18 protein-coding genes and 1 rRNA gene are annotated in these 23,764 nt (G+C 56.6%); 16 read left to right on the forward strand and 3 right to left on the reverse strand.

Annotated features, from left to right (window positions below):
- Nucleotides 1–9 precede the first annotated feature (9 nt).
- The 3 genes from mqo to argH all read left to right on the forward strand — a co-directional run bounded on the left by mqo (nucleotide 10) and on the right by argH (nucleotide 3,910).
- Complete coding sequence (gene mqo, locus H9L06_RS10320) at nucleotides 10–1,488, forward strand: malate dehydrogenase (quinone) (RefSeq protein ID WP_246454547.1); 1,479 nt, start codon at nucleotides 10–12, stop codon at nucleotides 1,486–1,488.
- A gap of 77 nt (nucleotides 1,489–1,565) precedes the next feature.
- Nucleotides 1,566–2,492, forward strand: coding sequence for an ornithine carbamoyltransferase (argF, locus tag H9L06_RS10325; RefSeq protein WP_187555086.1), 927 nt, complete (start codon nucleotides 1,566–1,568; stop codon nucleotides 2,490–2,492).
- Nucleotides 2,492–3,910, forward strand: a complete 1,419-nt coding sequence (gene argH, locus H9L06_RS10330) for an argininosuccinate lyase (protein ID WP_187555087.1) — start codon at nucleotides 2,492–2,494, stop codon at nucleotides 3,908–3,910. The genes argF and argH overlap by 1 nt, the downstream gene beginning before the upstream one ends.
- Before the next feature lie 163 nt (nucleotides 3,911–4,073).
- On the opposite strand, the gene H9L06_RS10335 is transcribed toward argH, so the two are convergent.
- Both H9L06_RS10335 and H9L06_RS10340 read right to left on the reverse strand, forming a co-directional pair.
- Nucleotides 4,074–5,234, reverse strand: a complete 1,161-nt coding sequence (locus H9L06_RS10335) for a sensor histidine kinase (protein ID WP_187555088.1) — start codon at nucleotides 5,232–5,234, stop codon at nucleotides 4,074–4,076.
- Nucleotides 5,231–5,875 carry a response regulator transcription factor gene (locus H9L06_RS10340; RefSeq protein ID WP_187555089.1) on the reverse strand — a complete coding sequence of 215 codons (645 nt, stop codon included), beginning with the start codon at nucleotides 5,873–5,875 and terminating at the stop codon, nucleotides 5,231–5,233. Before H9L06_RS10340 ends, H9L06_RS10335 begins: the two co-directional genes overlap by 4 nt.
- A 142-nt stretch (nucleotides 5,876–6,017) precedes the next feature.
- Here H9L06_RS10340 and tyrS point away from each other — a divergent pair, with 142 nt between their 5' ends.
- From tyrS to yiaA, 8 genes are all read left to right on the forward strand, one after another.
- Nucleotides 6,018–7,334, forward strand: a complete 1,317-nt coding sequence (gene tyrS / locus H9L06_RS10345) for a tyrosine--tRNA ligase (protein ID WP_187555090.1) — start codon at nucleotides 6,018–6,020, stop codon at nucleotides 7,332–7,334.
- Nucleotides 7,335–7,740: 406 nt separating this feature from the next.
- Nucleotides 7,741–7,935, forward strand: coding sequence for a hypothetical protein (locus H9L06_RS10350; protein ID WP_187555091.1), 195 nt, complete (start codon nucleotides 7,741–7,743; stop codon nucleotides 7,933–7,935).
- Complete coding sequence (locus tag H9L06_RS10355; RefSeq protein WP_187555092.1) at nucleotides 7,932–9,797, forward strand: alpha/beta hydrolase; 1,866 nt, start codon at nucleotides 7,932–7,934, stop codon at nucleotides 9,795–9,797. Before H9L06_RS10350 ends, H9L06_RS10355 begins: the two co-directional genes overlap by 4 nt.
- Nucleotides 9,794–10,504, forward strand: coding sequence for a hypothetical protein (locus tag H9L06_RS10360; RefSeq protein ID WP_187555093.1), 711 nt, complete (start codon nucleotides 9,794–9,796; stop codon nucleotides 10,502–10,504). The genes H9L06_RS10355 and H9L06_RS10360 overlap by 4 nt, the downstream gene beginning before the upstream one ends.
- Entirely contained in the window at nucleotides 10,504–11,208 is a 705-nt protein-coding gene (locus tag H9L06_RS10365) for a hypothetical protein (RefSeq protein ID WP_187555094.1), read from the forward strand. Before H9L06_RS10360 ends, H9L06_RS10365 begins: the two co-directional genes overlap by 1 nt.
- A gap of 157 nt (nucleotides 11,209–11,365) precedes the next feature.
- Entirely contained in the window at nucleotides 11,366–11,659 is a 294-nt protein-coding gene (locus tag H9L06_RS10370; RefSeq protein WP_187555095.1) for a WXG100 family type VII secretion target, read from the forward strand.
- Between the two features lie 249 nt (nucleotides 11,660–11,908).
- The gene (locus H9L06_RS10375; protein WP_246454380.1) at nucleotides 11,909–16,534 is read left to right on the forward strand and encodes a type VII secretion EssC family protein; all 4,626 of its coding nucleotides are present in this window, start codon (nucleotides 11,909–11,911) and stop codon (nucleotides 16,532–16,534) included.
- Entirely contained in the window at nucleotides 16,531–17,037 is a 507-nt protein-coding gene (gene yiaA / locus H9L06_RS10380; RefSeq protein ID WP_187555097.1) for an inner membrane protein YiaA, read from the forward strand. The genes H9L06_RS10375 and yiaA overlap by 4 nt, the downstream gene beginning before the upstream one ends.
- 4 nt (nucleotides 17,038–17,041) lie before the next feature.
- Here yiaA and H9L06_RS10385 read toward each other — a convergent pair whose 3' ends face one another.
- Entirely contained in the window at nucleotides 17,042–17,710 is a 669-nt protein-coding gene (locus H9L06_RS10385) for a helix-turn-helix transcriptional regulator (RefSeq protein ID WP_223165198.1), read from the reverse strand.
- Here H9L06_RS10385 and speB point away from each other — a divergent pair.
- The 5 genes from speB (at nucleotide 17,709) to H9L06_RS10410 (ending at nucleotide 23,393) form a co-directional block, all read left to right on the forward strand.
- Nucleotides 17,709–18,683 carry an agmatinase gene (gene speB, locus H9L06_RS10390; RefSeq protein ID WP_187555098.1) on the forward strand — a complete coding sequence of 325 codons (975 nt, stop codon included), beginning with the start codon at nucleotides 17,709–17,711 and terminating at the stop codon, nucleotides 18,681–18,683. The genes H9L06_RS10385 and speB overlap by 2 nt on opposite strands.
- Before the next feature lie 51 nt (nucleotides 18,684–18,734).
- Nucleotides 18,735–19,166, forward strand: coding sequence for a YybH family protein (locus H9L06_RS10395; RefSeq protein ID WP_187555099.1), 432 nt, complete (start codon nucleotides 18,735–18,737; stop codon nucleotides 19,164–19,166).
- Nucleotides 19,163–20,587: a purine-cytosine permease family protein gene (locus H9L06_RS10400; RefSeq protein ID WP_187555100.1), complete on the forward strand. Its 1,425-nt coding sequence runs from the start codon at nucleotides 19,163–19,165 to the stop codon at nucleotides 20,585–20,587. Before H9L06_RS10395 ends, H9L06_RS10400 begins: the two co-directional genes overlap by 4 nt.
- Before the next feature lie 6 nt (nucleotides 20,588–20,593).
- Nucleotides 20,594–21,226 carry a cyclase family protein gene (locus tag H9L06_RS10405; protein WP_187555101.1) on the forward strand — a complete coding sequence of 211 codons (633 nt, stop codon included), beginning with the start codon at nucleotides 20,594–20,596 and terminating at the stop codon, nucleotides 21,224–21,226.
- 642 nt (nucleotides 21,227–21,868) lie between these two features.
- A 16S ribosomal RNA gene (locus H9L06_RS10410) occupies nucleotides 21,869–23,393 on the forward strand.
- Nucleotides 23,394–23,764: the final 371 nt, after the last annotated feature.

A 23,764-nucleotide genomic window follows, 5' to 3' on the forward strand; every position in this document is an offset into this window, starting at 1 on the left:
GGCGGCATCATGAGTGCCACGCTCGGAACACTCATCAAGCAGGTTCGCCCTGATTGGTCGATCGAAATCTTCGAATCTCGCGGTGAGGTAGCAACCGAGAGTAGTAATGGTTGGAACAACGCGGGCACCGGTCACGCCGCCCTGTGTGAGCTCAACTACATGCCTGAGGGCAAAGATGGCTCTATGTCTACCGCCAAGGCGGTGGCTATCAACGAGCAGTTCCAGCTTTCGCGCGAGTGGTGGTCGACACTCATTGAGCGCGGCATTTTGGGCGAGCCATCGAGTTTCATTAACTCGACTCCGCACATGACGTTTGTCTCTGGCGAAGACAATGTTGATTATCTGCGTCGACGCTTCGAACTGCTCAAAGATGAGCCGCTGTTCGCTGATATGGAGTTTTCAGACGACCCGCAGCAGATCGCAGAGTGGGCTCCGCTGCTCATCGACCGCCGTGCAAAAGACGAGGTGGTTGCTGCAACCCGCTCGGAAAGCGGTACCGACGTTGATTTTGGTTCGCTCACCCGCCAACTGTTCGATTACCTCGAACGCGAGGGCGCTACGCTGAACCTCGCGCACGAAGTGACCAAGCTCAAGCGTCACGACGACGGAACGTGGGATGTGCACGTGCGCAATCTCGCGGGCTACGGCACTTCGCTCATGAAGGCGAAGTTCGTGTTCGTTGGAGCCGGTGGCGGAGCGCTATCGCTCCTGCAGTCCTCGGGCATCCCCGAGATCAAGGGCTTCGGCGGGTTCCCAATCAGTGGCAAGTTCTTGAAGACTTCAAACCCAGAGGTTGTGAAGCTTCACCAGGCCAAGGTGTACGGCAAGGCGGCAGTCGGCGCCCCACCCATGTCGGTGCCTCACCTTGATACCCGCATCATCGACGGCGAGCAGAGCTTGCTGTTCGGCCCATACGCTGGCTTTAGCCCGAACTTCTTGAAGAAGGGCTCGTGGCTCGACCTTCCGCTGTCGATCCGCACCCACAACATCGGGCCCATGATCAAAGTTGGTCTCACTGAGTTCGCACTTGAGAAATACCTAATCTCAGAGGTGTTTGCGAGCCGCGAGAAGCAGCTCGAAAGCCTGCGCCAGTACATGCCCACCGCGAGGTCGGAAGACTGGGAGATGATCACTGCCGGTCAGCGCGTGCAAGTTATGAAGAACGACCCTGAAAAGGGCGGCATTCTGCAGTTCGGCACTGAGATTATCACCGGTGCTGAGGGCTCGATTGCTGGTCTCCTGGGTGCCTCACCTGGAGCTTCTACCGCAGTATTCGCGATGCTCGGTGTGCTCGAGAAGTGCTTCCCTGAGCAGTATGCGAACGAGTGGGAGCAGAAGTTCAAGCAGCAAGTTCCTGCGCTCGGTGAAGGCCTCAATAGTCGACCTGAGGCTGCAAAAGAGTCGCTTGCTCGCACCAACCGCATTCTCGAACTCGCACCCGCGGCACAGGCCGCAGAGGTTGAGGTTGAAGCAGGGGCAGCGCTCTAGTCGCAGCCCGTGGGCAATCGCCGGAGTGGCCGAGCGAGCGTAAAAAGTTCGTCTGGGCAGGCGGCTAGACTGGTTGAGTGACCAGGCACTTTCTGAGAGACGACGACCTTACCCACGCTGAGCAACTCGAGGTGCTCGAGCTTGCCGCGAGCATGAAGGCAGATCGTTACCGAGAGCGACCCCTCGAGGGGCCACAGTCGGTCGCAGTGCTGTTCGACAAAACATCGACGCGCACCCGCTTCAGTTTCGCCTCTGGAATTGCCGATCTTGGCGGCAACCCGATTATCGTGAACCCCGGTGAGGCGCAGCTCGGCGCGAAGGAGTCAATTGCTGACACCGCGAGAGTGCTCTCGCGCATGGTGTCGACGATTGTGTGGCGCACATTTGCTCACGCTGGCCTCGAAGAGATGGCCGAGTATGCGAGCGTGCCAGTCATCAATAGCTTGAGCGACGACTTTCACCCTTGCCAGATTCTCGCTGACTTACAGACGATTCGTGAGCAAAAGGGCGATCTCAAGGGTCTCACCGCAACGTATCTCGGTGATGCTGCGAACAACATGGGCCACTCGTACCTGCTCGGGTTCGCGACCGCGGGCATGCACATTCGTGTCGCAGGCCCAGAGGGGTACCACCCGCGCGCAGACATCATCGAAGATGCGACGCAAATTGCGGCCGAAACCGGCGGTAGTGTGACGGTTCTCACTGATCCAGTCGAATCAGTCGCTGGTGCAGACACGGTCATCACTGACACTTGGGTGTCGATGGGTCAAGAAGCAGAGAAAGAGCAGCGCATCGCGACCTTCGGTGCGTATCGGGTAACGCCAGAGCTTATGGCAGAGGCGAAGAGCGACGCGATTTTCTTGCACTGCCTCCCCGCGTATCGAGAGTTTGAGGTTGCGCCGGAGGTCATCGATGGCCCGCAAAGCGTCGTCTGGGATGAGGCGGAGAATCGCGTGCACGCACAAAAGGCGCTCATGGCCTGGTTGTTGAAGGAGAGCAAGTAATGACTGAAACCGGTAACCGTGCGGCAGAAGCTGGGGCGCTTTGGGGTGGCCGCTTTGCGAGTGGTCCGTCGCCCGAGCTGCAAGCAATTAGCAAGTCGACGCAGTTTGATTGGGTTCTCGCACAGTACGACATTCGCGGCTCAAAGGCGCACGCCAAGGCCCTCGCGGCGGCCGGCTTTCTTACCGAGCAAGAACTTACTGACATGCATGCCGCGCTCGACGAGCTTTCGGCACGTGTCTTTGATGGTCGATTCGTTGCTGCTGAAGAAGATGAAGACGTGCACTCTGCGCTCGAGCGCGGCCTCATTGAGATCGCAGGGGTGCAGCTCGGGGGCAAGCTTCGGGCGGGCCGCAGCCGCAATGACCAGGTTGCGGCGCTCGGCCGCATGTATTTGCTCGAGCACGCAGAGAACATCGCCCAGTTAGTGGTGGATCTCGTGGAGGCCCTCCACGCTCAGGCCGTTTCCCACGAGGGTGCGATCCTCCCTGGTCGCACGCACATGCAGCACGCGCAACCGATACTCCTTGCGCACCACCTTGGCGCGCATGCATGGCCGCTCATTCGCGATCTTGAGCGTCTTCGCGATTGGAAGATCCGTACCACTGCGTCGCCCTATGGGGGCGGTGCGTTGGCTGGATCGTCGCTGGCGCTCGATCCGCGACTCGTTGCGAGCGAGCTGGGACTTGGTGAGCCACTTGAGAACTCGATTGATGGCACTGCGGCTCGTGATGTGTTTGCGGAATTTGCTTACATCACTGCGCAAATTGGCATTGACGTTTCGCGTCTTGCCGAAGAGATCATCATTTGGAACACGAAGGAATTCGGGTTCGTGCGATTGCATGACGGATACTCGACCGGCTCGAGCATCATGCCCCAGAAGAAGAATCCAGACATAGCCGAGCTTGCGCGCGGCAAGTCGGGGCGCCTTATCGGCAACCTCACTGGGCTGCTCGCCACGCTGAAGGCCCAGCCACTCGCGTACAACCGCGATCTGCAGGAAGATAAGGAGCCGGTCTTCGACTCGATCTCGCAACTCGAGGTGCTCCTGCCGGCCTTCACCGGCATGGTCGCGACAATGACCTTTAATACCGAGCGCATGGCAGAGTTAGCACCGCAGGGCTTCTCGCTCGCAACCGACGTCGCAGAGTGGCTCGTGAAGCAGGGCGTCATCTTCCGTGACGCACACGAGATTTCGGGAGAACTCGTGCGTTATTGCGAAGAACGCGGCATCGAGCTCCACGACCCGAGCGACGAAGAACTACAGTCGGTCTCAGAGCACCTGACCCCGGGTGTGCGCGAAGTTCTCACCATCGAGGGCTCGGTGAACTCTCGTATTGGCGCGGGTGGTACAGCGTCGGTGCGTGTCGCCGAGCAGCTTGCAACGCTCGCTGAGCGAATCGCAGAGTTCAAGAGCTAGACCGCGCCCATCGCGTCACACGATTGACTAGTTAAAACTACCTAGTCCATTCGACGAACACCTATCGCAGCCATATTCTCTTGGATGGGGGCTGTAGGTGTCGGGGGACGCGAGTGCGGTGGGTTGATCCATCGCACTCGCCTGACACCTATTTCTATTGGCGTTAGCGAGGTTCAGGGATCCACGCGACTAAGCGAGCGCCGTCGTCTTCTGACGCGAACTGGAGATCACCGCCGAGGTCTGTCAGACGCCGCCTGAGCCGCGCTAGCCCGCTCAGGTTGATCGGCTTCTTCGGCGGAACACCGCGGTGACGCACGCTCAGGCCATATGTGGGATTGCCAGATTCGGAGTCATGCGTGAGGTCGATGGAAATGCTCGCAGCTTTGCCGTGTCTCAGCGCATTCGTCACGCCTTCCTCTGCCACTCGGACGAGAAGCAGTCGTGACGACGCATCGAGATTGTCGGGTGACGGAAAGCCTTCAGTGAAGAGTTGCACCGGGATCGATGCAGGAATTCGGGCAGTGAGCGCGCGAGTTGCTGGAATAAGACCGCGGTCGAGCGCCTCGGGGTAGAGCGCGGCGCTGAGGGTGCGAAGATCTTCTTCCCGCATCGAATCGAGTTCAGTCCGTACTCTCCGGATACGACTCGCCGGTGTGTCGGAATCGGTTGGTTCGGAGACACCAGTTTCGGGTGCAAAGCCTTTGATATCGGTAGCGATGGATTCAAGTTCAGTCGACAGGAGCACAAGGCGCTGCTGCATCGTTCCGTGAAGTGCGTCAGCTACTTCGCGCCGAACTCGCAATTCCTCCTGTTGGAGTGAGGTGAGCGCCTCGGCCGCCCGTATTGCCGCGCGCTGATGAGCCTGTTCCGCAGTTCGGGCCTTGCGATTCAGCATCACGAGGGCTCGAGCGATGAGGAGCACAACTACACAGACCGGCGCGGTGATCAGAGCATCACTGAGTGCGGTGCTGAGGTCGTCGTAGACGCCGATGGTGAGTTGGAGCAGTGTTCGAATCGCGGCGGCGAGGCACGAAGTAGTCGTGCCGAACAAAAAGAACGAGCCGAGTGATCTGCTGAACAAGTGAAGCCAGGTTGAACCAAATGCGAGGAGCGCCACGCAAACAAGATTCACCGCTATGCGGATGCCAACGTCAAACCCGGGAGCGACCTCTCGCTGCCCGATCGACACCGCATCGATCCCGAGCACGATGACTGACTGAGCAGTTACACCAATCGCGAAAACTGCGCCGATTAGAAGTACCGACGCTAGGAACAGTGTTCGGTCGGCGTGATGCTCATTCTGTGGTGGTGCGGCGGGTCTCACACTGAGTCCTGTAAAAATGCGCGCACGGCAGATACGCGTGGGTTGTGGGTCTTGTCGTTCACACCCAGCGCCGAATACATCGCATTGACGTGATTGTTTACCGAGTTCAATGCGATTCCCAATCGTTCAGAAATTGCCTGATTTGTGAGGCCCTCCGCGACGAGCGTGAGTACCGAGTACTGCCGAGTGCTCAGCGCAGTGAGTGGACTTCCCGTTCGCGGCGTTCTGCGCGCAATAACGCTCGGGTCGATAAATGATCCACCGTTTGCGGCGAGGCGGATCGTGCGCACCAGGTCAGCGGACGAAGTGGCCGAGGTTTTTGAAAGGTAGCTCCACCGCTCTTGATCTTCGGTCTCGAGGAGCGAGCTCGCGCGATCCACCGCAGACAGCAACACCACGCCGAGCCCTGGGTTGGCCCTTCGCAACTGCCGCCCCAGCTCAAGTCCCGTACCATCGGGCAGTTCGAAATCGAGCAAAGCAACGTCGAGTTCTTCGGCGTTCCAACCCGAGGTTTCTGAAACCTCGCTGGCAGTTCGCACGCGAAATCCGGGTACTGATCCGAGGAGATGCTGCAGCATTTCGCGAAAAGGCGGTTGGTCTTCGACGATTCCAATGCGCAGCACCTGTGGCGGAGCATGCATCGTCGATCTCCTCGTAACACCGTTGTGAAGCAGCAAATTCTATGCGCCAGTGTAGTTCTTACAATGGGTCGTTGTGGCATTAGCGTATCGGTGTGTTCGCTCGGTGCCATGTTGTGGATCGACCCACGGTAAACTGCCAGTCGTGACTGCAAGTAATGAACGCTCAGAAATTCTCGCAGCTCAGCGCAACGACGACAGTTTCTCTACGCTTTTCGAGGAACTGGAGTGGCGCGGGCTCGTGCACGTGTCGACAGACGCAGAAGCGCTGTCGAATCTGCTCGAGGGTGAGTCGTTCACGTACTATTGCGGCTTCGATCCGACCGCACCCAGCCTGCACCTTGGTAATCTCGTGCAGCTGCTGCTGTTGCGTCGCATCCAGCTCAAGGGTCACAAGCCGCTCGGGCTCGTCGGTGGATCTACGGGGCTCATCGGCGACCCACGACCAACCGCAGAGCGCACACTCAACAGTCGCGAGACCGTTGCCGAGTGGGTCGGCAAGTTGCAAGCGCAGGTGACGCGCTTTCTCTCGACCGAGGGCGAGAATTCCGTGCGGATCGTGAACAATCTCGACTGGACGGCACCGCTTTCGGCGATCGACTTTCTGCGCGAGGTAGGCAAGCATTTTCGCGTGGGCACTATGCTCAAGAAGGATGCGGTGGCGGCTCGCCTGAACTCAGACGAGGGCATCAGCTACACCGAGTTCAGCTACCAGATTCTGCAGGGATTCGACTTCCTTGAGCTCTACCGCCAGTACGACTGCAAGCTGCAGTCAGGCGGCAGCGATCAGTGGGGCAACCTTACGAGTGGTACAGATCTCATTCGCAAGGTCGAAGGTGTCTCCGCGCACGCGATTGGTACACCGCTCATCACGAACTCTGATGGAACCAAGTTTGGAAAGAGCGAGGGTAACGCGATCTGGCTCGATGCCGAGATGTGCTCACCGTACGCGTTCTACCAGTTCTGGCTCAATCAGGCCGACGCCGATGTTATTGATCGTCTCAAGGTGTTTACCTTCATGTCTCGGGCTGAGATTGAAGACTACGCGCGCCAGGTAGAGGAAGAGCCATTCCGTCGCGCCGCGCAAAAGCGTCTTGCGCTCGAAGTGACGACACTTGTGCACGGAGCCGCAGCTACTCAGGGAGCGATTGATGCCTCGGCCGCTCTCTTCGGCCAGGGCGAACTCTCGGGCCTAGATGCGGCGACACTTGCGGCCGCGCTCTCGGAGCTTCCGACCGCGACAGGCGCGGAAGGGTCGAGTGTTGCACAACTGCTCGTTGATACTGAGCTCGTAAAGGGACTCGGCGAGGCGCGTCGTGCGATTGCTCAGGGTGGCGTCTACGTGAACAACGCGAAGGTTGAAGCAGACGATGCGGTGCTTGCGGCGGGCGACCTGCTGCACGGCCGATACGCCGTACTTCGTCGTGGCAAGAAGACGCTTGCGGGAGTTGTCGCAGCGTAGTTCGTGCTCTGGTTATCCACAGCCATCGTTGAAGCGATTTGTTGGCTGGGTGTGTGACCTGTTAACGTCGGGTCATCATCGCGATTGACGGTGATGCGTTTCTAAATAATATGGCGCGTACCAGGGGCTCTGCGTAGAACTGAAGGGAGCCCCCGTGGCGAATATTGCTGTTTTCTTTTTAGAACCTCAGGTGTTTCTGACGCCGTCTCTCGTTACCAAGAGCAAGTAGCGGTGCGGGGCAACTTAGCCCAGAACTCTGATTGCAATCACCGACAGGCTAAGCCTGTGAGTGGGGTGACCCACAATGGTTGATTTGCGATTGCGTTCTGATGGCCTAAATGAGGCTGCCGTATTATCTTCCCGCGCCCGCGGGTTGGCGAGTGAAGCCCACTCACGAATTCTGCCCATGGAGCACGCGGATACCTATACCGCAGCAAACGATGCGATAGCCGCATTTATGAGTTCTGTGAAACTCAGCATCGCGGTATTAGAAGGTGCCGCTAGTTCTGCGGAGGAATCGATACGGGGCGTGAAACAAGCGGCCGCAGATCTCGACGACACACTCATGCGTGGTGTGATACCCACGAGCACGGAGGTGTGACAGTGCCAGTCGCAATGCCTCCAATAGAGCTCGTGCTTCCCGAGCGATCCCCGGTAGTTGGTTCACCTGATGAAGCTTCGGCAGCCGCAACTGTTCTGCGAGGACTCTCAAGTGAATTTGTTCAATTTTCTGTGTTTGCAGCAAGCGCGATGCACGGCCTGCAGTCGTCGAGTGGAATGAGTATTACCAAGGCGCGTACTCAAATCGACATGCGGCTTATCTCGGGGGCGCGTGAACTCCAACAATCGCTCAACTTCGGTGCGAATGCATTTGGTGAATACTCGATGGCTACCGAAGATATTCACCGGTCGGCAAACCGGGTGCTTCATCAGGTGCTCGAGGATCTCTCGGTGATCGTGTCAGCATCTTCTCGAGTGGAGTTAGCTGCATATGGTCTTGGCCTGTCCCTCTCAGCTATCCCTTCGCGATGGGACGCTGCGCCAGCAATGTTGCCACCCGCAGGCACTCTTTCGCTCTCGGTAACTGATCTTTCACCATCACAGTTGTACGCGCTCGGCCAGCATACGGAGCAGTGGACTTCGGCCTCGTTAGCTTGGTCTTCCGCACTCGGCCGTATTGAAGAGCAACGCCGATCTTGGAAGCGATTGATTGACGAGCGAGTGAGTGTTGAACAAGTGCTCGTGTCCAAACTTGAGCGAACTTCGCTCGGTGCACAGCTGCGGTCGTCGGGCGGAGGTGGATATCAACCTGCGGTTCTGAAAGCACTTTCGCATGCGATCCTGCCGCCGAATGATCAAGCCTTCAATCCCTACATGCAAGCCATCCTCAGCGGAAAACTCACTGAGAAGGAGGTGGCAGCTCACTGGGCAACGATGGATCTGTCTCGCGCCGAAGTGTCACGGCTGCCGCTCGATATGCTCGCAACGCTTGCGCACACGAATGGTCTGCCTGCTTGGGCGCAAGACATTGCTTCGCGGAGAATCTTGAAACTCGCCATCAACAATCCCGAAGTTGCGTATGAGTTGATGGGTTTCTCGGGTAGCCATCTGAGCCTTGAGGACTTCACAGAGCAGACCAAAGCATTACTCGTCTCCCTCGTCGAAGCGAAGCTCATCGCGGATGATCTTCCCGGAGAATTCAAAGTGCAACTTATTGGATTTGGGAGTCACGATGGTGCGCTCACCGCCGGTATATCGCTCGGTGATCTCGACAACGCCTCAAAAGTTGGAGTGAACGTTTCAGGGAAGGACTCGAACGTTGCGAGTTTTAGTAGCAGTTTGCATGGCTCAAACGAAGTATTGATAGCCGCGAGCAAGGTCGATCCTAATTCATCCTTCGCGATGGTCGCGTGGATTGGTTATCGCGCGCCAACAACGATCGGTGGTGCTCAGTCGATGGAGTGTGCGGACTCGGGAAAAACACAGCTTGCGTCATTCATCGATGGATTTAGCGAAAGTCGTATTGCGCTGGATCGTCCAGTCGAACAATTCGCGGTGTTCGCACATTCCTACGGTTCGACGACGGCAGTTGAGGCCCTGAAAGAGACTAAGCATCCGATCGACTCGCTGGTCACATATGGGTCCGCAGGAATCAAAGACGGAACAACTGTCGAACAGATTCACACCGAGAACGTATTCGCGACGAGTGCAGATGGTGACGGTTATGCCTGGGGAGGCTTCGGTAACGACAAGAAGACAGACCCACGTGACATCATCCCGGAGGAAAATGTGTTCTCCGCCGAGGGCGGTGAAGGTGAGAAGCGAACGACAGCACATGACATGTTTACAGAGGAGGGTTCCTTGGGCTGGACGAACTGGGGCGGCAAGGTCGGATACGAATCCAAAGGCACCAGTTCCGTCAATCAAATGGGTTATGTACTTGCAACAGGGGAATTGAAATGAAACGAGAGTATGGTCGTGCAGTGTTCCGCGCGGCAGTGATTGTGAGTGTGTTGGTCATAACCATTGGGCTAGCTGCGTGTGCCGAGGAGGTTGAAGTGAAAATGGGTGTTACTGATGCTGGGAGACTGACGCGTGGCGAGGTTGAGGAAATGTCGCTTCATGAGCAGTTTGATCTGTTCGGTGAACGGCGAGCCCGAGCTGAACAATTGATTACCGATGTTCAACTACAGGTGAGCTCAGGAGAGTGGTTCTGGGGTAGTGGATTGACCCTCCCACACACGGGTTCGACTGCGCGAAATGGACTTCCGGGGGCGAATGGTGAGAATTCGTACCATTTCTCGATCGCGCGCATGATCCAACCTCAAGGGGCAGTGGGGGCGCGTGACGATATTGATCCGGTTGTTTCATATTTCAAATCCCAAGGCTGGGAGGTCTCCTTCAACGAAGTCAGAGAGAACTTTTATGAGGCGCTAGCGGACACTGGCGACGGGTATGTGCTCGAATACGTGGTGCGTCCCACAGGAAATTACAGCCTAGAAGTGTCTTCCTATTTATTCTGGGGCGACTACAAGGGGTTGTTACACGCGATTGCTGATCGTGTTCCGGATGAAAAACTTGGTATCAAAAAGTCTTTGCCGGGCATATTTATTCCATTCCCGGAATGGAGTGATCCGGTAGTCGAATACGACCCTTTCGCTGACCTTTGATGATGCACATACGTTGGCTGGTTCGTGTCGTCGTGTTGCTTGGCGCTGCCATGGTTGCCCTCGGGATGGCTGCATGTGCTGAGAAGGTCGATGTGAAGATGAGTGTGGCTGATGCCGGAGGGTTGACTCGTGGCGAGGTTGAGGAGATGTCGCTTCATGAACAGTTTGATTTGTTTGGTGAGCGGCAGGCTCGAATTGAGCAATTACTCACAGAGGCTCAGCTTCAAGTCAGTTCCGAATCGTGGACGTGGAGCGGACAGATGCTGATTCCTTCTTCGGGCCAAACTGCACTAAATCAACTTCCTGGAGCAACCGCAGAAAACTCCTACTACCTGTCTATGGCACGATATATTCACGTTCCCGGGGCGACCGGTGGTCGTGAAGATATCGAACCGATCATTGACTACTTCGAGTCCCAGGGCTGGGATGTTTCCCTGAATGAGGTAAGCACAGACCACTTGATTGCGCGAGCAGACACCGGAGATGGCTACATGCTGGAGTACTGGGTGCAGGCTAGCGGGCAGTACAACATGATTGCGCGAAGCTACCTGTTCTGGGGCGACTACAGGGGGTTGTTGTATGCGATTGCCGACCGAGTACCCGACGAGAAGCTCGGTGTTTCGGAGTCTGTGCCGGGCGTATTTACTCCATTCCCAAAATGGAGCGACCCGGTAATCGAAGACGATCCTTACGCTGACCTCTGATATGCCGTTTGTCAAGTTATCCACAGCATCAAAATAGGGATTTGAGGTGTCGGTGGAGGAACTGTTAACGTCGGGACATCATCGGATTTCCGGTGATGAATTACTGAATAATATGGCGCGTACCAGGGGCTCTGCGTATTACTGAAAGGAGCCCTTCGTGGCGAATATTTCTGTTTCATATGGTGAGATCGAGCAGTCGGCGACACAGCTCGGGGTAGGGCGTGACGAGATCACGCAGAAGCTGCAGGCGATGCAGGCGCAGATCGGCAACCTGGTGTCTTCCGGTTTCGTGACCGATCAAGCTTCAGGCAAGTTCAACGCAGCGTTCCAGGAGTACACGACGAACGCGAACGCTGTCGTTGCGAAGCTGACTGAGATTCAGAGCTTCCTCACGCAGACTGCCTCGGCGATGCGCGACATGGACTCTCAGCTCGCAGCCAAGATTAGCTAATCGTTTGAACCACTGATCTGAGCACGCCCTGTGCTCGGGAGCTTCTGAGAAGCTGCGGCGCACGGTGGTCCGTCGGCTAGACACGAATAGTACTTAGCTGACGGACCCGTGCTGCTGTGCTTTGCTTCGAAATGAGACTCGGAAGCTTCCCAACTCGATCCAGGTAATTCAATGAAGCTCAGAGTGACTTTAGCTCTGCCACAAGAACAGCATCATGACATTACGGTGTCTTGTGACGTCACTGTTTCCGTGGCCGACACAGCGCGATCCCTTATCCGTGCGGGGGTTACGGGTGATGCTCAAATCGAAGAGATCGCTTCGCGTCGCCTTGCTCCGGTGACGCTGCAAGGGCGTGCACATTTTGATTCGCCTCCTATGCTTCTCGACCCAGACTCACCGATTGGAGAATCGGGGCTCCAATCGGGATGGATCATAGAGCCAGTGCTTGAATTTGGGGCACGGAGTTCGCGCTCCAGACTCGTCGAAGTTGCCGGTAACGTCGAAGTGCTTTCTGGCAAGCACGCCGGAGTCTCATACAGCCTTATCGCGGGAGTGAACCTTATTGGGCGCGACGATGCAAGCCGAATTCAACTCAGTGATAGCTGTGTATCTCGACGTCATGTAGCGATAGAAATCGGTGCCGAAATTGTGCTCCATGACATGGGATCGGCGAACGGGACGCTAGTTCAGGGTGAAGCAGTAGCCGCAGCGCGGATCGATCGGCCGTGCATTGTCTCTCTGGGTGATGTAGACCTGCGAGTGACACCCGGGCCACCTGCCGCCCATAGTCAGACGCGCTCTCACAAAGTCATGCACACCAGGGTTCCAAGGGTGGCGTCGAGCTTCACGACAAGTACGCGAGAGCTTCCCTCGCCACCGGCTGCTGCTGCACCTAACAGAATTCCGGTTCTCGCAATGCTCGCCCCGATGCTGCTCGGAGGGGCGATGTTCGCGATCACGCAATCACCCATGAGCCTCATGATGGTGGCATTCTCGCCACTCATGATGATTGGCTCGTGGCTTGATAACACCTTGGGTAGGAAACGAAAACTGCGTAAAGAGCTCAAACGCTTCGAAGAAAGCATGGCTATCGAACGTGAACAACTTGCCGCGCTAAAAATGCAGGAGGTCACCCTGCGCGACCGAGAAACACCAACGATGGCAGAAATTGGTGCGGCGATACGTGAGCGTGGCAGCCTGCTCTGGACTCGCAGACCAGAACACAGTGCATTTCTCCAAGTTCGTTTCGGCGAGGGAACACTCCCAAGTCGCACCGAAGTGACGCTTCCACCTCGCGGTGAAACCGCACGTGAGCAGTGGGATCTGCTGAATAGTTTCGTAGCTGAGTTCGGCCATGTCGAACCGGTGCCTGTGCTGGAGCAGTTCGATCGATGCGGATCCGTTGGCATCACTGGGGAGCAAGAACTTGTAGAAGGTATGGCAAGATCGCTTATTCTTCAACTCGCTGGGCTTCATTCGCCAGCCGAGTTGGCAATTGCCTGTTTCGGCAGTCCGATGCACGTTCCGGGGTGGGCCTGGTTAAAGTGGTTGCCCCATACTGATGCGGTCTCAAGTCCGATCTCAGCGTGGCAACTGACTGACGATTCATCGAGTTCAATGGCGCTTCTTGTTGCACTCGAAGGCCTTCTTGAGCAGAGGTTATCTCAGGCAAGCGGCGGGCGAAAAGTTCGCTCGCACCTAGGCGAGGAAACGCGCAATGATGAAGCACAAGGTGAAGCGGTGACTAATCTGCCGGTGCTCCCTTCCGTGATTATCGTCATACTCGAAGACGAGCTTGTGGATCAGTCGAGACTCATTGCATTGGCCGAGCACGGACCAGACGTTGGGATCCACTGCGTATGGGTTGCTCCTGATCACAAGAAAGTTCCTGGCGCATGCCGAACCTATCTTGAACTTTGGCAAGGACAGGGGCGCGTCAACTTCGTGAGAACTGGAACCACAGTTCCATTGCGTTACTTGTCACTGATGGATTCAACAGAAGCATTTGCGCTCGCCCGCAGTTTGGCGCCGGTCGAAGATACAAGCACCCGAGTGCTCGACGAGACCGATTTGCCTAAATCTGTACACCTGCGCGAATTGCATCAAACCGATCTGGTCGGGGGAGCGCAGCCCATTCTGCGTGCGTGGGAAGCATCGGGCTCCCTCATGTCGAACTGGGTTCCCGGCTACGAACGGGAGCCAGTCTCACTCCTTGCGGTTGTCGGACAAGGTGTTGACGGTCCAGCAACGGTTGACTTACGCACCCATGGGCCACATGCTCTCGTAGGCGGAACGACGGGAGCAGGCAAGTCAGAGTTTTTGCAGACTTGGATCATGAGCATGGCTGCTCGTCTAAGTCCCGAGCGACTAAATTTCTTACTCGTTGACTACAAGGGTGGCGCCGCATTCGCAGAGTGTACTGATCTTCCACACACGGTCGGTCTCGTCACTGACTTGAATTCGCACCTGGTGAAACGCGCGCTCACTTCGTTGCGTGCCGAACTGCACTATCGAGAAGAACTGCTCGCAAACCACGGCGCAAAAGATCTCATCACTATGGAACGACGGTCGGACTCAGCGGCGCCACCAGTGCTCGTCATTGTCATTGATGAGTTTGCGGCCCTTGCGAATGAGGTTCCTGAGTTTGTTGACGGGGTGATCGATATTGCGCAGCGCGGGCGTTCGCTCGGGTTGCACCTCATCATGGCAACGCAACGCCCTGCGGGCGTCATCAAAGATAATCTCAGAGCCAATACCAATTTGCGCGTTGCCTTGCGCATGGCGGATGAAGCAGACAGTAGCGACGTCATTGGGGTGACCGATGCGGCGTTCTTTAGTGCTGAGACCCCCGGGCGCGGGTCGATAAAGATTGGCCCGGACAAAATAAGTCACTTCCAAACCGGATACCTCGGGGGCCGTGCTGCATACACGAATTTTGAGGCTCAACTTGAGATACGTTCACTTAATTTCACAGAGGGTGAAGCTTGGGCGATCCCGCCAGAAGATCGCAAAGCACAGCGAAAGCAGGCTGTTCCGCGGGATATCGAGCAGTTGCGCGACGGAATTATCGAAGCAGCAAACCTATTGCATCTCACCGCCCCGCGAAGGCCCTGGCTGGATTCATTGCCAAATCAGATTGACCTATGCGAAACCAAATGGCTCGCAGCCCAACATGCGTCAGAAATTGAAGATGAACATTTAAGCGATGCTGCTGTAATTGGGCTACGTGATGAGCCAACGTCGCAATCTCAAAACCCCGTTTCGATCGACCTCGAAGAGTCTGGCAATGTGGCCCTCCTCGGAACGGGTGGAGTTGGAAAAACCTTTGCTCTGATTACGCTTGCTGCATCGCTGAGCCTAGACGCCGAGAAATTTCCGGTCGAGATTTACGGCGTTGACGCAGCCGGCGGAGCACTCGGGGTACTCGAGTCTTTGCCCACCGTCGGCGCGATTGCATCACTCACTGACATCGAACTTGTGTGTCGTGTACTTCAGCACCTACTCGATCTGATCGCCGAACGTGCTCAGCGTTTTGCAGCGGCTCACGCAACTGGGCTTGCGGAGTTCCGACGAACACCTGGAGGGGAGGTGGAATCTCGAGTCCTTCTCCTGATCGACGGCTTTGGTGCGTTTCGACAAGCTACCGAAACACTTAGTGGATCAGCCCAACCATTCCAAATGCTGAGCGAGATCATGGCAACTGGACGATCGGTTGGTGTACACGTCGTTCTCTCCGCTGAGCGACCCGGGTCAGTTCCTGTGACGATGGCATCGAGTATTCAGCAGCAATTTATTCTGCGCCTCGCCAATCCCCACAATTATGCACAAGTAGGCGTTGACAGCGAATTGTTCGAGAACGCGCCTGCAGGTCGTGCGGTACTCGCGGGGAGCAACGAAGAGATTCACATTGCGCTACTCGGGGAGCGTCCTGACCTTGCTGGCCAGGCGGAAGCGCTTCTGGAACTTGCCGCGTCTTTGCGCGACAGCGACGTGAGAGCGGCTGTTGAGGTCTGCAATGCTCCAGAACTTGTTCCAATTGACTCACTTCCGAGCGATGTTGGAGGCGAGCCTGTCTGTGGCATTAATACACGGACCTTCGAGCCAGTTCCGATGCTATCGAGTGGGCTCGCCGTCATTTCTGGCCCTGCGGGTTCAGGACAATCCACAGCGGTTTTGAGTTGTGTCGAAGGGTTCGAGCGATGGTCTCTCGCCGAAGGGCAAGCGGTGGAGAAAGTGTTGCTCACATTTTCGAATGACGGGTTGATCCAGAGAGGTACTTGGGATCGGGTTGCCCGTGGTGAAACTGAGGTCAACGAACTTGCAAGGGAACTCGTGATTGCGTTGGGAGGAACGCCTCCCGCGGGTGTAAACGGGATGCTTGTCGGGCCCATTGGAGAGCCGAATTGCGAAGGAGATTCCGAACCCGCCCGCACTCCTGATCTCGCATCTGATCAAATCTTCCCTCTCCCCGGCAAACGTGGCGTCATCGTCATCGAAGGGTCGGCAGAGTCTGAAGGTACCCAAGCCTTTGAAACGCTTGTTGCGCTGGCGAAAATTGCCCGCCGAACGAGCGTATTGGTCATATTCGAGTTCGAACAGGGAATGGCTAGTGGCGTGTGGGAATTGCTAAACGCACTGAAACAGTCTCGGTGGGGGATTGCGCTGCAGCCTGATGAGAACGAGAGCCAGACTCCGTTCCGTGAATCACTCGGTCGGGTGAAGCGCGCAGACTTTCCACCAGGCCGAGGTTTTGCCGTTACTAGAGGTCGGGTAACGCCCATTCACATGGCGTTCCCGAGTGCCGGAGTCGGTGCGTCTCACGCACGGGCTCAAATACAAATACGAACGACAGAGAATGAGGAGAACCCAGCATGAATGACAAGCAGGAAACACCAGAGAAGCCGACGCCCGCATTTATCGGAGCCTCGTGGGTGGCACTATTTATCGGAATGGCAACCTATTTCATTGGCCTGTACAACTCAGACCTCCAACTCAATGAGAAGGGCTACTACCTCGCTGTTTTCCTGTTTGGTCTCTTCGCAGCGATTTCCCTTCAGAAAACGGTGCGTGACAAAACAGACGGGCTTCCAGTGACGAATCTCTATTTCGGTATCGCATGGTTCGCGGTTCTGAGCTCGCTGTTGCTTCTCGCAGTTGGCTTATGGAATGCGGGTAACTTGTTGCTGAGCGAAAAGGGGTTCTATGGAATTGCATTCGCGATGAGCCTTTTCGCAGCAGTCGCGGTGCAAAAGAATGTTCGAGACCTTGCACGGTTTCGAGTAGAGGGCGATGCCGAGGAATCAGCTGAGTTGAATGCGAGCTCTTCGTATTTGACTTCAGGCCACCCCTCGTTGGGAACCCCGCGTCCCATCGATTAACGATTTACGCTGCGCCACTCCACGCGGCGGGGGCGAGGATCCACATGATTTCAGCGCCCGCCGCGCCCGCAACCCAGGTGTGCGGAGTGCTACCCGGAAACGTGGTGGTGTCACCAGCTGCTAGGTCAATCTCACGGTTCGCGAAACGAAGCGTAAGGTCGCCACTAATGAGGTGCACAGACTCAACATCGCAATTCACGGTGTACAGTTCAGTACCGCCTGTGCCATGCGGCTCAACTGTTGAACGCAGCACTTGAACCAATTCAGCTGAGCGAGGCGTTAGCAGGCGCTCATCTGCACCCGTACCTCCCATGTTGATTCGAGGCGCGGTCTCGAGCGGTATGTGGTGGATCTCTGGCTCTTCGAACAGCGCGCCGATCGGCAATGAAAGTGCCTGACAAAGTTGCACAAGAGTGGGGACACTCGGCATCGTCTCATCGCGCTCTATGCGACTGATGAACCCTTTAGTAAGTTCTGTCGATTTCGCAAGTTGCTCGAGGGTGAGGTTCTGAGCGAGACGAGATGAGCGCAATTTTGCGCCGATGCGAATCTCTGAGGGGCTCGAGGTGAGATTAAGGGCGCGCACGGTTGCTCCGAAGTAATTGACCGCAATGACAAATGTCGCATATAGTGGCAACAGGTTTACTAAGAATAACCTAAAGTTTACTGTCATGCAACAACCACGCATTGGAGCACACGTGTCAGCACATTCTCCTCAAGGTCCCGTCGATGCGAGTCTCACCCCGAGATACGCCGGAATCGCGACGTTCGCGAAACTTCCACGCATCGAAGACGTGCCGTCTGCCGATATCGCAATTGTCGGAGTGCCGTTCGATACAGGGGTGAGTTTCCGCCCCGGTGCACGGTTCGGCCCAACCCACGTTCGAGAGGCCTCGCGGCTTCTTCGCCCGTACAACCCGGCCCAAGACGCTTCGCCGTTTGAACTCAAGCAGGTCGTAGATGCCGGCGACATTTCGGCAAATCCGTTCAGCCTCGAAGAGGCTGTCAATGGCATCGAAGCAGCTGCGACCGAACTCGGCGAGCAGGTCGACAAGATCGTCACCATCGGTGGCGACCACACAATCGCACTCCCGTTGCTCCGCGCGATTAACAAGAAGCACGGTCCCGTTGCGGTGCTCCACTTTGACGCTCACCTCGATACCTGGGACACGTACTTCGGCGCGCCCACCACGCACGGAACCCCGTTCCGTCGCGCATCTGAAGAGGGCCTTATCGACATGACAGCGTCGATGCACGGCGGAATCCGCGGCCCTTTGTATGGAAAGCAGGACCTCGCAGATGACGAGATGCTTGGCTTTCAGATCGTGACGACTGAGTTTGTCGAGGAAAACGGCGTGCCTGCCACGCTGGAGCGGATCCGCAATCGAGTGGGGGGCAAACCGCTCTATATCTCGATCGACATCGATGTGCTCGACCCATCGCACGCACCGGGCACAGGAACGCCAGAGGCGGGCGGTCTTACAAGCCGCGAACTCCTGCGAATGATTCGGGGCCTTGCAGACCTCAACATCGTGGGCGCGGATGTCGTGGAAGTCGCCCCGGCATACGACCATGCCCAGATCACTGCTGTTGCGGCGAGCCACGTCGTGTACGAGCTTGTCACCGCGATGGCGGTGCGCGGATAACGGCGCGCAAACAACAACCACCAAACACAGAAAGAATCCAAGGACGTATTCATGAATACACCGACCGAAGTACAAGTGCTGGAGGCGGCAGACGCAATTGTCGCCGCCTTCGCAGCGACCGACACCGAAGCCTACTTTTCTGGCTTCTCAGAAGACGCAACTTTCATCTTCCATCCAGAAGAGTCGCGACTGAACTCTCGCAATGAGTACGAAACCCTCTGGGCGAGCTGGGTTGAATCCGGGTGGAAAGTCACCTCCTGCAGTTCGACCGACCGGCTAGTTCAGGTGTTCCCGGGCGGTGCGGTTTTCAGCCACACCGTCGCGACGAGCATCGACTCGAGCGACGGGCCAGATTCCTATGTCGAGCGCGAGAGCATTATCTTCCGATCCACCACTGACGGGGCGCTCATCGCGATCCATGAACACCTTTCGACCGTTCCCGAGGCCGCGGCTTCGCTCACGACAGAGGAGGCCTCAGCATGAGCAGCCCTGAAACTATGGCCGTAAACCTCGACGGACACGATGACTCTGCAGGCCCGGTGAGAGGCACGCAGGGTATTCTCCGGATCGGCATGATCTGGCTTGCCGCGAACCTTGTCGTGACGACGCTGCTGACCGGCACACTGTTTACACCTGCCGTTTCGTTCGGCACCGCGAGCGCGATGATTGTTGTCGGAACGCTCCTCGGCGTCATCGTGCTCGTGCTCGTCGGTAACATCGGTACCCGCACGGGCCTGCCGACCATGGCGCTCACCCGCGGATCGTTCGGAATCCGTGGCAGTATGCTGCCAGCTGCAGCCAACCTCATCATCCTCATGGGATGGAGCTGGGTGCAGGCGATGCTCGCCGGCGTCACGATCAACTACCTCATCGCAGAGGCAACGGGTTTTTCGAACCCAATCCTCTTCTCCGCGATCTGCCAGGCGATCGTCGTCGTGCTCGCGATCTTTGGGCACACGGGTATCTCGCGGGTCGAGCCGTGGCTCGCACTCGCGATCCTCGTCGTGATGGCATTTGTGTTCATCGCTGCGTTTTCGGCGTTTAGCCCGTCAGAGTTCGCGGCCATCCCAGTGGATCCAGAGCTCGGTGGCACCCCGTTCATCACGCTCGACATGGTGATTGCGACCGCGATCTCCTGGACAGTGCTTTCAGCCGATATGAACCGCCACGCGAAGAACAGCGTAGCTGGCGTTGTGGGCTCGGGCATCGGGTACACCCTGTCGACGTCGATCGCGATGTTCCTCGGACTCATTGCGTACTGTGTTGTGCTCATGCGTGGACACGAGGCAATCGCGTTCGACCCATCGGTCATCGTGTCTGAGTTTGGTTGGCCGCTCGGTATCGCGATCTTCCTCTCGGTGATGGCAACCAACACGATGGTGGTATTTGGCATGGTTACCTCCACTGTGAACGCGCAGTCGAAGTGGCACCTGAAGTTCCTTCCGACCGCACTCGTGCTCGGCGTGATTTCGATCATCGGCTCGACGTTCCTCGGGCTCCTTAACCAGTTCACCGACTTCCTATTCATCATCAGTGCGTTCTTCGTGCCGGTGTTCGCAATCATGATCGCTGACTATTACCTGCTCAAGCGCCGTGGGTACTCTCGCCAGATTCTTCACGAGCGCCCCGAGAGCCGGTACTGGTACCGTGGCGGCGTGAACTGGGTTGCCATCGTTGTGTGGATCGTGGGAGCCGTGCTGTCATACGTACTCGCGTACGTGTGGATCAGTCCGATCGGTGCGAATATTCCTGCCTTTGCGGTGAGCTTCTTCCTTTACCTCGGTCTCATGGTTGGGATTGGACGTAATGGCGCACTCGGCCTTCGCGATTCACGAGACGCCGAGCCAACTGGTCACCTGCTTGATGGCGCAGACCAGACCTCTGCGCTTCGCGTCGGGGGATAGCGCGCCATGAGGTTCGTCGACCTGAGCCACCCCATTGCCACTGGCATGCCGGTGTACCCCGGTGACCCAGAGGTCGCGATCGAGCATGCGCTGACGATCGATACCGACGGGGTAGCAGTGGATCAGCTCTCCCTAGGGTCTCACTCGGGTACGCACCTTGATGCGCCATCTCACTCGATCGTGGGTGGCCGAACGGTCGATGAACTTTCGCTTGAGCAGCTTTGGGGTCGTGCTCGCGTGCTGAGAGCGAGTGTGGATCCGGGATCTGAGATCGGCGTTGCCGACCTCGAGATCCCGGATCGCCTCCCGGGAATCGTTGTCGTCTCAACAGGTTGGGATGCGTACTTTGGTACGAGTGCCGCGATTGAGCACCCGAATATTTCGCTCGACCTTGCGAAATTGCTCTGGAGTCGAGGCGCCAGAGTGCTCGGAGTCGATACCTTGAGCCCAGACGCGACTGGTAGTGAAGTTCTGGACATGCCCGTGCATGAGTTCTGGCTTGGGAATGATGGAGTCATCGTCGAGAACTTGAGGGGCCTGGGTGCTATCCCAGACGAGGTGGAGGTCTCGATGCTGCCACTTCGACTTGCCGGGGTCGACGGATCACCGGTCAGAGTCGTCGCACGATTCAACGCGTAACTCGAACAAATGGGGAATCACTGAGGTGGTTCCCCATTTTTCGTTCTCGGGCGCGACACACCCGGAAAACAGATGAATTCGTGACAAACATTGGGAACTCGAGATTGCAGCGCATCTCGATTTGTGGGGTGCCCGGATCGCAGGTAATGTTATCTCTCGTTGGCCAGGACGGAAAGCGAAAAGCGAAACGGACAGGCCGCGAAAATCTTCTAAATTACATCTCCACTATGGCTTGAAATAGCTCGTGAAGCAGAGGTAAACTAGAGATTCGCTTCTCACCATGATGGTGGTCACCTTCGGGTGGCAAATCTCCAGCCGAGATATTCGGCCAGATCCGCATGTCGCAATAGTGACAAGCTGGATTTGCGCGGGAAACATAATGGTGGTAAGTTAGAAAAGTTGCTTTTCGGAGGGCCCGGTTGGGTCGGTACGGGGGGTGTCTGGTTCTTGAGAACTCAATAGTGTGCACTTAAATTGTCAAATGCCAATTTTTTATCCCGTCGCATAACCCGTTTGGGTTGTGTTGATGGCGATTCCTTTTGGACAAAATTATATGAACGTCAGTATTGATGTTTGTTGTTTGTCAGGTTGAACTCGCATTCACGATCATGCTTATTCCGCTGGTTGTGGTGCATGTAATTTTTTACGGAGAGTTTGATCCTGGCTCAGGACGAACGCTGGCGGCGTGCTTAACACATGCAAGTCGAACGATGAAGCCCCTGCTTGCAGGGGTGGAAGAGTGGCGAACGGGTGAGTAACACGTGAGTAACCTGCCCCTGACTCTGGGATAAGCGCTGGAAACGGTGTCTAATACTGGATATGACCTATCACCGCATGGTGTGTGGGTGGAAAGATTTATCGGTTGGGGATGGACTCACGGCCTATCAGCTTGTTGGTGAGGTAATGGCTCACCAAGGCGACGACGGGTAGCCGGCCTGAGAGGGTGACCGGCCACACTGGGACTGAGACACGGCCCAGACTCCTACGGGAGGCAGCAGTGGGGAATATTGCACAATGGGCGCAAGCCTGATGCAGCAACGCCGCGTGAGGGATGACGGCCTTCGGGTTGTAAACCTCTTTTAGTAGGGAAGAAGCGAAAGTGACGGTACCTGCAGAAAAAGCACCGGCTAACTACGTGCCAGCAGCCGCGGTAATACGTAGGGTGCAAGCGTTGTCCGGAATTATTGGGCGTAAAGAGCTCGTAGGCGGCTTGTCGCGTCTGCTGTGAAATCCCGGGGCTCAACCCCGGGCCTGCAGTGGGTACGGGCAGGCTAGAGTGCGGTAGGGGAGATTGGAATTCCTGGTGTAGCGGTGGAATGCGCAGATATCAGGAGGAACACCGATGGCGAAGGCAGATCTCTGGGCCGCTACTGACGCTGAGGAGCGAAAGCATGGGGAGCGAACAGGATTAGATACCCTGGTAGTCCATGCCGTAAACGTTGGGAACTAGATGTAGGGCCTGTTCCACGGGTTCTGTGTCGTAGCTAACGCATTAAGTTCCCCGCCTGGGGAGTACGGCCGCAAGGCTAAAACTCAAAGGAATTGACGGGGGCCCGCACAAGCGGCGGAGCATGCGGATTAATTCGATGCAACGCGAAGAACCTTACCAAGGCTTGACATATACGAGAACGCTGTAGAGATACAGAACTCTTTGGACACTCGTATACAGGTGGTGCATGGTTGTCGTCAGCTCGTGTCGTGAGATGTTCGGTTAAGTCCGGCAACGAGCGCAACCCTCGTCCTATGTTGCCAGCACGTTATGGTGGGAACTCATGGGATACTGCCGTGGTCAACACGGAGGAAGGTGGGGATGACGTCAAATCATCATGCCCCTTATGTCTTGGGCTTCACGCATGCTACAATGGCCGATACAATGGGCTGCGATACCGCGAGGTGGAGCGAATCCCAAAAAGTCGGTCTCAGTTCGGATTGGGGTCTGCAACTCGACCCCATGAAGTCGGAGTCGCTAGTAATCGCAGATCAGCAACGCTGCGGTGAATACGTTCCCGGGCCTTGTACACACCGCCCGTCAAGTCATGAAAGTCGGTAACACCCGAAGCCGGTGGCCTAACCCTTGTGGAGGGAGCTGTCGAAGGTGGGACTGGTGATTAGGACTAAGTCGTAACAAGGTAGCCGTACCGGAAGGTGCGGCTGGATCACCTCCTTTCTAAGGAGCACTCGTCACCGTTTGGTGGCGCAGAATACTCAGATCAGTGACGAATGTTCACTGCTGGGTGCTCATGGGTGGAACATTTGACAACATAAGCATTCAATTGGGTGTGTGAGTGAGTACGCCAGGTCTTCGGGGCTGGTTGGAAATGTTTGCGCGTTTGAGGGAATGGCTTTTTTGAGTGCATACTGTTGGGTCCTGGAGACCCAGACCATTTGCTTGTCCCGATTTTTTGGGGTGGGTGGGTGTGCTTGGTTTCTTCAGTCCATGCTGCCGCAACGTGTTGTGTGGTGGGGTGGGTTTGACCGTACGTTGAGAACTACACAGTGGACGCGAGCATCTTCGATACATGCATGATCATTTTTTGG

This window comes from Leucobacter denitrificans, from assembly GCF_014396385.1.
GTDB classification, from domain to species: domain Bacteria; phylum Actinomycetota; class Actinomycetes; order Actinomycetales; family Microbacteriaceae; genus Leucobacter; species Leucobacter denitrificans.